Source organism: Microbacterium sp. K41, assembly GCF_004794395.1.
Classification (GTDB): Bacteria; Actinomycetota; Actinomycetes; order Actinomycetales; family Microbacteriaceae; genus Microbacterium; species Microbacterium sufflavum.
Map to the genome: position 1 here is coordinate 1 of NZ_SSDO01000186.1, position 11,027 is coordinate 11,027.

General features: G+C 71.3%; 8 protein-coding genes and 1 pseudogene. 8 read left to right on the plus strand and 1 reads right to left on the minus strand.

Going from position 1 to position 11,027, the window contains the following annotated elements; translation table 11 throughout:
- The 6 genes from DW309_RS19360 to DW309_RS05050 form a co-directional block, all read left to right on the plus strand.
- Window positions 1–1,086 (plus strand): ABC transporter (locus DW309_RS19360; protein WP_168387181.1); only part of this gene is annotated, 1,086 nt, incomplete at its 5' end.
- Window positions 1,087–1,153: 67 nt separating this feature from the next.
- Window positions 1,154–2,362 carry a hypothetical protein gene (locus DW309_RS05030; protein WP_136044748.1) on the plus strand — a complete coding sequence of 403 codons (1,209 nt, stop codon included), beginning with the start codon at window positions 1,154–1,156 and terminating at the stop codon, window positions 2,360–2,362.
- A 155-nt stretch (window positions 2,363–2,517) separates the two neighbouring features.
- On the plus strand, window positions 2,518–3,825 hold the full coding sequence (locus DW309_RS05035; RefSeq protein ID WP_136044749.1) for an ABC transporter substrate-binding protein: 1,308 nt from the start codon (window positions 2,518–2,520) through the stop codon (window positions 3,823–3,825).
- 4 nt (window positions 3,826–3,829) lie between these two features.
- Window positions 3,830–4,792, plus strand: coding sequence for a carbohydrate ABC transporter permease (locus DW309_RS05040; protein ID WP_136036830.1), 963 nt, complete (start codon window positions 3,830–3,832; stop codon window positions 4,790–4,792).
- Window positions 4,789–5,736 carry a carbohydrate ABC transporter permease gene (locus DW309_RS05045; protein WP_136036829.1) on the plus strand — a complete coding sequence of 316 codons (948 nt, stop codon included), beginning with the start codon at window positions 4,789–4,791 and terminating at the stop codon, window positions 5,734–5,736. The genes DW309_RS05040 and DW309_RS05045 overlap by 4 nt, the downstream gene beginning before the upstream one ends.
- Window positions 5,733–7,430: a glucosylglycerate hydrolase family protein gene (locus DW309_RS05050; RefSeq protein WP_136044750.1), complete on the plus strand. Its 1,698-nt coding sequence runs from the start codon at window positions 5,733–5,735 to the stop codon at window positions 7,428–7,430. Before DW309_RS05045 ends, DW309_RS05050 begins: the two co-directional genes overlap by 4 nt.
- A gap of 12 nt (window positions 7,431–7,442) precedes the next feature.
- On the opposite strand, the gene DW309_RS05055 is transcribed toward DW309_RS05050, so the two are convergent.
- Window positions 7,443–8,099, minus strand: a complete 657-nt coding sequence (locus DW309_RS05055) for a GntR family transcriptional regulator (RefSeq protein WP_136036827.1) — start codon at window positions 8,097–8,099, stop codon at window positions 7,443–7,445.
- Window positions 8,100–8,246: 147 nt separating this feature from the next.
- Here DW309_RS05055 and DW309_RS05060 point away from each other — a divergent pair, with 147 nt between their 5' ends.
- Together DW309_RS05060 and DW309_RS05065 are read left to right on the plus strand one after the other, a co-directional pair.
- The gene (locus tag DW309_RS05060) at window positions 8,247–10,328 is read left to right on the plus strand and encodes a beta-galactosidase (protein WP_136044751.1); all 2,082 of its coding nucleotides are present in this window, start codon (window positions 8,247–8,249) and stop codon (window positions 10,326–10,328) included.
- Window positions 10,325–11,027 (plus strand): annotated as a pseudogene (locus DW309_RS05065) (aminomethyl-transferring glycine dehydrogenase subunit GcvPA); the annotation flags it as partial. The gene DW309_RS05060 and the pseudogene DW309_RS05065, both read left to right, overlap by 4 nt.

Below are 11,027 nucleotides of genomic sequence, written 5' to 3' on the forward strand. Positions count from 1 at the left end.
ATCGACTCGGGCGGCGCCGCGGAGGTCGCTGCGCCCGCCCTCGCCCTCGCCGTCGCGGACGAGCGGGGCGCCCTCACCCTCCTCGATCTCGACACCGAGGAGCGCGTCGTCCTCACTGACGCCGGGGCCGGGAGGGCCGCGGTGTCGGGCGATGGGCGCCTCGTGTTCCTCGCCCGCACCGACGGCGACGACGCGACCGTGGACGTGGTCGATACCGGGCGCTGGACCGTGCCGCACGGCGACCACACGCACTCGTTCCAGGGCGAGCCGCGGCAGCTCGGTTCGCTGGACGGCCACGGAGAGGTGCGGGTGAGCGGGGCCGGTCAGAGCACGGCGATCGGCTTCGGCGGCGCGGAGGTCGTCGTGCTCCCGCACGACGACCTCGCCGGCGGACTCGGCACCGCCCGGCTCGACCTGGCGCACGCGGGCCCGGTCCTCCCGTTCGCCGACCGGCTCCTTGTGCCCACCGCCTCCGGCACCATCCGGATCGTCGACGGCGAGGGCGCCCCTGCCGCCGCGGCCGAGATGCCGTGCGGCGCGGTCTCCGACGCCGACCTCACCCGCGTTGGCGCGGTCTTCGCGTGCGCGGAAGGGGCCGTGCTCTTCACCCGGCAGGTGGGCGGTGAGATCGTCGGCGAGGCGATCCCGTATCCGGCCGGTGCCCCCGCGGCGACGCGGCTCGACGGTCGCGCCGACCGGGCGGACCTCGCCGGCGTCGCCGGTGACGACGGTGCGTGGCTGCTCGACGTGCGTCAGCGCACCTGGACGCTGCTCCCCTCCGACGTCCCGCTCATCCGCGCTGTCGCCATCGGTGACGACGCCGGTCGCACGGTCACGGTCGACGCGGAGGGACGGCTCCGCGTGCTGGCGCCGGACGGATCCGTGCTGGCCCGCACCGAGCCCCTGCTCGCGGCGACCATCGCAGACCCGGCGTTGCGAGACCGCGTGGAGCTGCGGGTGTCCGCACGACGCGTCTACGTCGCCGATCCCGCCGCGGGAACGGTCTACGAGATCGACCACGGTGACGCGCGCATCACCCGTACCTTCAGCGACCTCGAGGCCGTGTTCCTCCAGCTCGTCGGCTGACCCAGAGTCCTCGGCGCCCCGCGCCGCCGCGCATCCGCGCACCCTGAGAAGAAAGAGAGACGAACCCATGTCCCGACCCCGCAGCCGCCTCGCGCTGGGCGCCCTCGGCGCGATCGCCGCCGTGGCCCTCGCCGGATGCGCCGGAGCCTCCCCCGCGTCCGAGAACACCACCGGTGCCGCGCCGGAGCAGCACGACCATCACGAGGCGGACACCCGCGTCGCCCTCACCTACGACGGTGGTGTGGTCGTGCTCGACGGCGACACCCTCGAGACCGTCGGCGAGGCCGAGCTCGACGGATTCCTGCGCGTGAACGGCGCGGGCGACCACGACGGCCATGTGTTCGTCACGGCCGAGGACGGCTTCCACGTGCTCGACACCGGTCTCGCCTCCGGGGCCGTCGAGTTCACCGGGGAGGTGTTCGAGGCGGTGGCTGCCGGACACGCGACCCCGCACGCCGGCCGCACCGCGCTGTTCGACGACGGCACCGGAGAGGTGCGCGTGTTCGACACCGACGCGGTCGGCACGGGCACCCTGCCGGAGTTCGACACCATCGCGTCGGAGGCGGCGCACCACGGGGTGGCCATCGAGCTGTCCGACGGCACCGTCCTGTCCACGATCGGCACGGCCGAGGCCCGGAGCGGCGTGCGGCACCTGGCGGCGGACGGCACCGAGCTCGCGCGCGACGAGCGGTGCCCGAGCGTGCACGGGGAGGGCGCGCTGAAGGGGGAGGTCGTGATGTTCGGCTGCGAGGACGGTGTGCTGCTCTTCGCGGACGGCGCCTTCACCAAGCTCGACGCCCCGGACGAGTTCGGGCGCACCGGCAACGCCTACGTGACCGACACCAGCGCCGTCGCGGTCGGCGATTACAAGACGGATCCCGACCAGGAGGGCTACTTCCTGTCGCAGCTGGTGCTGGTCGACACCGCGGCCGCGAGCCTCTCGGTGGTCGATGCCCCGGCCGAGTACACGTGGCGGGGTGTGGGTCGCAGCGCCCACGACGACATCGTGGTGCTGGGCGCCGACGGCAGCCTCACCGTGCTCGATGAGTCCGGTGCGGTGCAGGACTCCTGGTCGGTCATCGACGCGTGGGAGAGCCCGGCCGAATGGCAGGACCCGCACCCGGGCCTGCGGGTAGTGGGCGACATCGCCTATGTGACCGAGCCGGCGAAGAAGCGCATCGTCGTGGTCGACCTGCACACGGGCGAGGTGGCGGCCGAGGCCACGCTCGACGTGGTCCCCAACGAGTTCGTGGTGGTGGGTGCCGCCGGGCACTGAGCGCCACGGGACAGGAGGGGCGGATCCGGGTGGGGTCCGCCCCTTCGTCGTGCGGCGATGGCTCACCCTTGACAGGATTGCGTTCTGTATACAGAATACTGGAGAGCCCCGCGGGGTGATCCGACCCGAACTTCAACGATGAAAGAGGTAGCGAGATGGCACGTGCTGCGACACGGTATCTGGCCCTGGGCGCCGCCGGAGCGCTCGCACTCGGACTCGCCGCGTGCAGCGGTGGCGGCGGGGGCGGCAGCGTCGACGCCGACGGCAAGGCCACCGTCGTGTGGTCCACCTGGGGCACTCCGGAGGAGCTCACCCGCTACGAGGAGTTCAACAAGGACTTCATGGAGCGCCACCCCGACATCACCGTCAAGCTGCAGCCCGTGGCCGGCTACGGCGACTACCACTCCAAGCTGCTCGCCCAGCTGACCAGCAACACCGCGCCCGACGTGTTCTACGTGGGCGACGACATGATCGGGCAGTTCGTCGACTCGAACCGGCTCATGCCGCTGCGCGAGCTGATGGACTCGAAGGACAGCAAGACCGCCTACGACGACTTCTTCCCCGGCCTGTTCGGTGCGGCGGAGAAGGACGACGAGGTCTACGCGGCGCCCAACGACTCCAACCCCGACGTGTTGTGGTACGACAAGCAGGCGCTCGCCGCGGCCGGCATCACCGAAGACCCCGCGACCCTGGCCGAGAACGGCGAGTGGACCACCGACAAGTTCCTCGAGATGAACGCGGCCCTGCACGACGCGGGCCTCACCGGCACCATGTACTGGAACTACTGGGCCACCCACTGGAGCTGGCTGTCGTCGCAGGGCCTGGACGCCCCGTACGACGACAAGGGGACGTTCGTCGCCAACGAGGACGCCGACACGGTCGAGGCCATGCAGCAGTTCGGCGACCTCTTCCAGGACGGCACCTTCGTGGTCGCCGACACCCTCCCCGACGGCGCCGGTGCCGACAGCGTGTTCGTGACGCACAAGGCCGGGTTCTTCGTGCAGGGCCGCTACACGATCGGCACCGTGAGCGCGGCGGGCGAGCAGGACAGCTACGACATCGTGCGCTGGCCCACCCCCGATGGAGCGGAAGCCCCGACCGGCGTCGCCACGTCGTTCCTCGCGATCAACGGCAAGACCAAGGTGAAGGACGCCGCGTTCACGTTCTGGACCGAGTTCCTCTCCGCAGAGGGACAGACCTTCCGCCTCGAGGGCGGCGGCAACGCGGTCCCGTCCATCAAGGGCGCCGACGAGGTCGTGCTGGAGGGTGACTACCCCGCGCACGCGCAGACCTTCCTCGACATGCGCGACATCGGCTTCGAGGACTACCCCGCCGAGGCGCGCATCCCCGGGCTGCCCGTCGCCATCGCGGAGGAGTTCCAGAAGCTCTACGAGGGCAAGGTCGACGCGCAGACCACGCTCGACACGATCGCCGACGTGGTCGCGGAACGGTCGGAGAAGTAGACCGGTGACCACTCTCACCGAGAACGGACGGATGCCGCAGGCCGAGCCTGCGGCATCCGCCCCGCCCCTGCGCCCCGAGGCCGCGTGGCGCCGCCGCGACCGCCGCTGGGGCTACGTGTTCGTCGCCCCGCAGCTGCTCGGCATGGCCCTGTTCGTCATCCTGCCGTTCGGGGCCAGCCTGGTGCTGGCCTTCGCGGAGTGGGACGGGCTGAGCGACCTGGAGTGGGTGGGCTTCGCGAACTTCGCCGAGCAGCTCACCGACCCGCTCCTCGGCCGCGCCATCCTCAACACCCTGCTGATCGCGGTCATCACCGTGCCGATCGGCCTCACGCTCGCCGTGATCGTCGCGGTCGCGCTCGAGCGGCTCAAGACCCGCACGCTCTACCTCATCCTGTTCTTCGCGCCCGTCGTGACGTCGACGGTCGCGGTCGCCATGATCTGGCAGCAGATGTTCCGCGCGGACGGCCTGCTGTCCACCACCATCGCCAACGTGTTCGGCATCACCCCGCCCGACTGGCTGCAGGACCCCAAGCTCGCGCTGCTCGCGGTCTGCATCGTCACGATCTGGTCGTCGATGGGCTTGAACGTGGTGATCTTCCTCGCCGGGCTCCAGAACATCTCGCCCTCGGTCATCGAGGCCGCCCGCATCGACGGCGCCGGCGCCTGGCGACTGTTCACCGGCATCCGCCTGCCGCTGCTCTCCCCGATCGTGTTCTTCTCGTCGGTGATCGCCTTCATCTCGTCGCTGCAGACGTTCGACACGGTCTACGTGCTCGTCTCCGGCGGCGGCCCGGACAACGCCACCCGCACGATCGTCTACCACATCTTCGATCTGGGTTTCGGGCGGTTCGAGTTCGGTCCGTCGAGCGCCGCGAGCGTGATCCTGCTCGTGCTGACCCTCGTCATCACCGCGATCCAGTTCGGCGCGCAGAAGAAGTTCGTCCACTACGAGGATGACCCGGCATGACCCTCCAGACGCCCTCGCTCATCGAGCCGGCCGCCCCCGCGACCGACTCGACCGTCGCCCTCACGGCCCCCGGTTACCGTCGCCGCGGTCGCGGAGGGCCCGGCGCCGACCGCGCCCGCCGTCGCCTCGGAGCCACCGCGCTCCACGTGGTGCTCACGATCGCCGGCATCTCGATGGTGTTCCCGTTCGTGTGGATGCTGCTGACGTCGTTCAAGACGCTGCCGCAGCTGCTGAAGAACCCGCTCGAGTTCCTCCCGAACCCGTGGACGGTGGAGAACTACGCCGACGCCTGGAACGCGGTGCCGTTCGGGCAGGCGTATCTGAACAGCGCCTACATCGCGGTGCTCGTCGTGGTGGGCACGCTGCTGACCGCATCGATGGCGGGCTACGCGTTCGCGCGCATCCGCTTCCGCGGCAGCAAGGTGCTGTTCATCGTGTTCCTGGCGACACAGATGATCCCCGCGCAGGTCACGCTCATCCCCTTCTACCTGCTGATGTCGCAGATCGGGTGGGTGGACTCGCACCTGGCGCTGATCGTGCCCGGCATGATCGCGAACCCGTTCGCGGTGTTCCTGATGCGGCAGTTCGTGCTTGCCCTGCCGCGCGAGCTGGAGGAGGCGGCGCTGGTCGACGGCGCGGGCCGGTGGCGCATCTTCTGGAGCATCGTGCTGCCCAACCTCAAGCCGGGGCTCGCCGCGCTCAGCATCATCACGGCGCTCGGCGTGTGGAACGCGTTCCTGTTCCCGCTCGTGCTGCTCAACACCCCCGACCTGTTCACGGTGCCGCTGCTGCTCACCTCGTTCCAGGGGCAGTTCGGCTCGATCAACTACGGGCTGGTCATGGCGGCCTCGGCCATCGCGACCGTGCCGATGCTGATCGTGTTCGTGATCGGGCAGCGGAAGATCCTCAACAGCATGGCCGCGTCGGGCCTGGGCGGGCGATGATGGCCGACGACCTCGACCTCGCCGGGCTCGCCGGCCGGCACCTCGACCTGATCACCGCGCCGTTCACGCTGCCCCGGTCGCGGGTGCTCGTGTTCGGCGAGGGCGACGGCGTGCGCGTGCACACCTCGGAGTACGAGCGGCGGCTGTCGGAGTGCCGCGTGCTCGACCTCGTGGAGGTGCTCGACGCGGACGGCGCCGTGCTGCCGGTGGCCGACGTGCGACCCGAGAGGATCGCGTTCGGGGCCCCTCGTCTCGCTGCGCCCGCTCAGGAACCGGGGGTGGGGGCGGATGCGGAGACAGAGCGTGCCACGCTCACCTTCGCCGACCCGGCGACGCTGAGCATCGGCGGCGATGCCGGCCTGCGCGTGCGGCTCACGCGCCCGGACGGCCGGAGCGAGGAGCACGCGCTCGGGGAGGGACTGCGCCTCCGCGTCGCTCCCGACCGCTCGGTCACGGTCGAGTCCGGCGATCACCGGGCCGCCCTCGCCGCCACGGTCCACGTCTGGGACGACTGGTTCGCCCGGTGCCCGCGCGTGCGCGACGACCTGCAGGAGATGACCGCCTTCTGCTGGTGGGTGCTCGGCGCGAACATCGTCGAGCTGCCCTCCCTCGGCGACGCCAGAGCGATCGTGCCGTCGAAGATCGGCTACGTGGGGCTGTGGCAGTGGGACGCGTACTTCATCGCCGTCGGCCTCCGCCACGGCGACCCCGCGCTCGCGCGCGAGCAGCTCGACATCGCGTTCCGGTTCCCGCAGCCCGACGGACAGCTCCCCGACGTCGTGCACGAGGAGGGCGTGCTCGCCACGAGCAACGACCTGCCAGAGAGCGACCGGGCGAACCTGCGCCGCGCGGGCTCGCAGATCGCCGACCCCACGGCGCCCGTGCCGCTGACCAAGCCGCCGCTCGCCGCATGGGCCCTGCGCGCGGTGCTGGAGGTGGAAGACGCCCCGGACTGGGCACGGCGCCAGCTCGCCACGGTCGTGCGCTCGCAGGACTGGTGGTTCGCGGGCAGCGATCTCGACCACGACGGCATGCCCGAGTACGGACACCCCTATTCCTCAGGTCTCGACGACAGCCCGATCTTCGACGGCCCGCTTCCCACGGCCGCCCCCGACCTGGGCGCCTACCTCGTGCGGCAGGACCGCGAGCTCGCCGACCTGCTCTCCCGATACGAGCCCGGCGCCGACGTGAGCCGGTTCCGCGAGCGCGCCGAGGCGACGCAGGAGCTGCTGCTGCGCATGTGGGACCCCGAGCGCGAGCGCTTCCTCGCGTTCGGCGGCGGCGAGACGCTCACGAGCGACACCGTCGTGGGCCTGATGCCGCTGCTCACCGGAACCCTGCCGGAGCAGATCGCCGGTGCGCTGCGTGCCGCGGTGGACGACCCGGAGCGGTTCGCGCTGCCGTGGGGCCTGCCGACGGTCGCCGCGTCCGACCCCGACTTCTCGGAGGAGCGGATGTGGCGCGGCCCGGTGTGGGTCAACACGGCCGCTCTCGTGGCGGAAGGCCTGGAGGCGTCCGGCTTCGCCGAGCGCGCACGGCAGCTGCGGGAGCAGACCGTGGCGCTCGTGATCCACGGCGGCGGCCCGCACGAGTACTTCCACCCGCGCACGGGTCAGAAGGCACGCACGGCCACGACCGCGTTCGGCTGGTCGGCGGCGCTGTTCATCGACCTCGCCGTGACGCTGTCGCGGTGAGCCGTGGCCGGGTCAGGCGGTGAAGTAGCTGCTGGTGGCGTTGTCGAGGATGCGCTGCATGCCGTTCGTCCAGTTCAGCTTGAGGGCCTGGACGGCGGCGGGCACGTCTCCCGCCGCGAGGTGCCGGGCGATCTCGGCGTGCTCGGCGGCGACGCGCTCGACCTTCACGTCCTCCGGCACGAGCAGCGACTCGTAGCGGTGGAACGAGCTGCGCACGCTGTCGATCACCGCGAGGAGCCGGGTGTTGGGGCACGCCGAGAGCATCAGGCTGTGCCACTCGTCGTCCTTCGTGATGACGAGCTGGTGCTCCACGAGCTCGTCGGCGAAGGCGTCGGCCATCTCCTTGAGCCGGGCGCCGATCGTCCGCAGCTCGTCGGGCGGGCTCAGCTCGAGCGCGAGGCTCTCGAGGGCGGCCATGACGGGTGCGAGGTCGCGGAACTCCGACGCGCTGAGCGGCACGAACCGGAAGCCCTTGCCGTTCTCGCTCTCGATCTGCCCCTCGGACTCGAGGGCGATGAGGGCTTCGCGGAGCGGTGTGCGGCTGACTCCGAGCTCGGTCGCGAGCTGCACCTCGTTGATGCCCTCGCCCGGCTGCACGAGTCCGGCGCGCATACGGGTCAGCAGCTCCTCGCGCACCTGCGAGCGCAGGTTCTTGCGTTCGATCGCCATGACCTTCCCCTTCTGCCGCCTGCCCGTCAGCCTATGGGTTGACGCCCGGCCGGACGGCGACCTAGTGTGTTGTATACAGAATACAGCGGGACGTCGAAATGCGCCAGAGCGCCGACACGGCGGCCCGTGACTCAGAGAGGAGCCTCCGTGTCCGGACCCCGCGCCGACCAGCCGCTCCGCCGCGTGCGCCTGGATGCGCTCGCGTTCGGCGGCGACTACAACCCCGACCAGTGGTCGGAGGAGACCTGGCACGAGGACATCCGCCTGATGCGCGAAGCGGGCGTGAACATGGTGAGCCTCCCGATCTTCAGCTGGCCGCAGCTCGAGCCCGAGCCCGGCGTGTACGACTGGGCGTGGCTCGACCGCATCATCGACCTGCTGTGGGACGCGGGCATCGCGATCGACCTCGCCACCGCGACCGCCACCCCGCCCTCGTGGCTGCTGCGTGCCCACCCGGAGATGGCGCCGTGGGACGCCGACGGACACCGCCTCGAGTTCGGGTCCCGCCAGACCTACTGCCCCTCGTCGCCCATCTGGCGCGAGAACGTCGCCCGCATGGCCCGTGCCATGGCCGAGCGCTACGGCGAGCACCCCGGCCTGGCGATGTGGCACATCTCCAACGAGTACGGCGACCACACGTCGCGGTGCTGGTGCCCCGAGTCGGCCCGCCACTTCCGGCGCTGGCTGCAGGAGCGCTACGGAGACCTCGACGGCCTCAACGAGGCGTGGGGCGTGAACGTGTGGGGCCAGCGCTACACGTCGTGGGAGCACATCGAGACCCCCAAGCGCGCGCCGGGACCGGTGAACCCCACCAAGCTGCTCGACTTCGAACGGTTCTCCTCCGACGCGCTGCTGGAGCTGTTCCAGATCGAGATCGACGTGCTGCGCGAGGTCACCCCCGACATCGCCGTGACCACGAACTTCATGAGCATGTTCCGCGACCTCGACTACTGGGACTTCGCCGCGGTGGAAGACGTCGTGACCGACGACGCCTACCCCGACCCCGCCGACCCCACCTCGCACGTGGGTGCGGCCCTCAACTACGGCCTCATGCGGGCGCTCAAGGACGGGCAGCCGTGGCTGCTGCTGGAGTCGTCGGCGAGCGCCACCAGCTGGCGCGACGTGAACGTGCCCAAGGCCCCCGGCAAGATCCGCGTGGAGAGCCTGCAGGCCGTGGCCCACGGCTCCGACGCCGTGATGTTCTTCCAGTGGCGGCAGGCCAAGTACGGCCAGGAGAAGTTCCACTCCTCGATGCTCGGCCACCGCGGCGAGAGGTCGCGCAGCTTCCGCGAGACCAAGGCCCTCGGCCTCGAACTGCAGAAGCTGGAGGCCGTGCGCGGCACCCGGGTGCGCTCCCGCGTCGGCCTGGTCGTCGACTGGGACTCCTGGTGGGGATCGAGCGCCGCGGAGTCGCTCCCCTCGCAGCGGCTGCAGTGGGCGCAGCAGGCCCGCGCCTGGCACCGGGCCCTGTACGCCCTCGGACAGCCCGTCGACGCGGTGCGTGCCGCCGGTCCGTTCGACCGCTACGACGTGGTCGTGGTGCCGAACCTGTACATCGCGGAGCAGGAGCACGCCGACGCACTCGCGGCCTTCGTGGAGCGCGGCGGCCACCTCGTCGTCGGGCCCTTCTCCGGGGTAGTCGACGCGACCGAGAAGGTGCACGACGGCGGTGCGCCCGGCCCACTGCGGACGCTGCTCGGCATCGAGGTGGACGAGCAGTGGCCGCTCGCGGACGGTGAGACGGAGCAGATCGCCTACGCGGGCGAGACCCTGACCGTCCCGAGCTGGAGCGAGTGGATCGAGGCCGACGACGACGTGCAGGTCCGGGGCACGTACGCGAGCGGAGAGCTCGCGGGGCTCCCCGCCGTGACCTGCCGCCCGGTCGGCCGCGGCTCCGCCTGGTACGTCAGCGCCATGATCGACCACGACGGCATGCTGCCGCTGTTCCGTGACGTGCTGCGCACCGCGGGTCTTCCGGCGCGCGACCACGTCGACCTCGACGTGGAGGTCGTCACCCGCGCGGACGACACCACCGACTACACCTTCTACCTCAACCACGGACGCGCGTCCGTCGCCGTCGAGCTGCCCGGCCCCGGGGTCGACCTGCTCACCGGCGCCCGGCACAGCGACCGGCTCGACCTCGACCGCTACGGCGTCGCCGTGCTCGCCTCGCCCCGCGCCGACACCATCCCGACCGCCACCCCCATCCCCGTGAAGGAGGACGCATGACCGCCCCGTTCGTGCATCCGTACATCCCCAACACCGCACCCGAGTCGCGCGCCGCGATGCTCGCGGCCGTCGGCGCCGAGACCGTCGACGAGTTCTACGCCGACGTGCCGGAGGCGCTGCGGCTCGGCCGCCCGCTCGACCTGCCGGCGCCGTTCGTCGCCGAGCAGGACCTCGCGCGGCACGTGCGGGGGCTCCTGGCGAAGAACCGCTCCACGCAGGAGCGCCTGAGCTTCCTCGGCGCGGGCACCTACAACCACTACGTGCCCGCGGTCGTGGACGAGGTGATCGGCCGCAGCGAGTTCCTGACCGCCTACGCCGGAGAGCCGTACGAGGACCACGGCCGCTTCCAGGCGCTGTTCCAGTACCAGTCGCTCATGGCGGAGCTGCTGGAGATGGACGTCGTGAACGTGCCGACCTACGACGGCTACCAGGCCACCGCGACCGGGCTCGCCATGGCCGGACGCCTCACGGGACGCCCGCGCGTGCTGGTCGCCAGCGACGTGCTGCCCGCGAAGACCTCGAAGGTGCACGACTACATCCGGGCGCACCTGACCCTCGACCACCTCCCCACCGTGAACGGCACCGCCGACGTGGCCGCCGTCCGCGCGGCCCTCGGCGACGACGTGGCCGCGGTCTGGGTCGAGACGCCCAGCGCCACGGGCGCGGTCGAGGCCGCGCTCCGCGAGATCGCCGACGCCG

Coding starts and splice junctions, on each gene's coding strand:
- DW309_RS05035 (WP_136044749.1), top strand. CDS start 2,518: ATGGCACGTGCTGCGACACGGTATCTGGCCCTGGGCGCCGCCGGAGCG.
- DW309_RS05030 (WP_136044748.1), top strand. CDS start 1,154: ATGTCCCGACCCCGCAGCCGCCTCGCGCTGGGCGCCCTCGGCGCGATC.
- DW309_RS05045 (WP_136036829.1), top strand. CDS start 4,789: ATGACCCTCCAGACGCCCTCGCTCATCGAGCCGGCCGCCCCCGCGACC.
- DW309_RS05050 (WP_136044750.1), top strand. CDS start 5,733: ATGATGGCCGACGACCTCGACCTCGCCGGGCTCGCCGGCCGGCACCTC.
- DW309_RS05055 (WP_136036827.1), bottom strand. CDS start 8,099: ATGGCGATCGAACGCAAGAACCTGCGCTCGCAGGTGCGCGAGGAGCTG.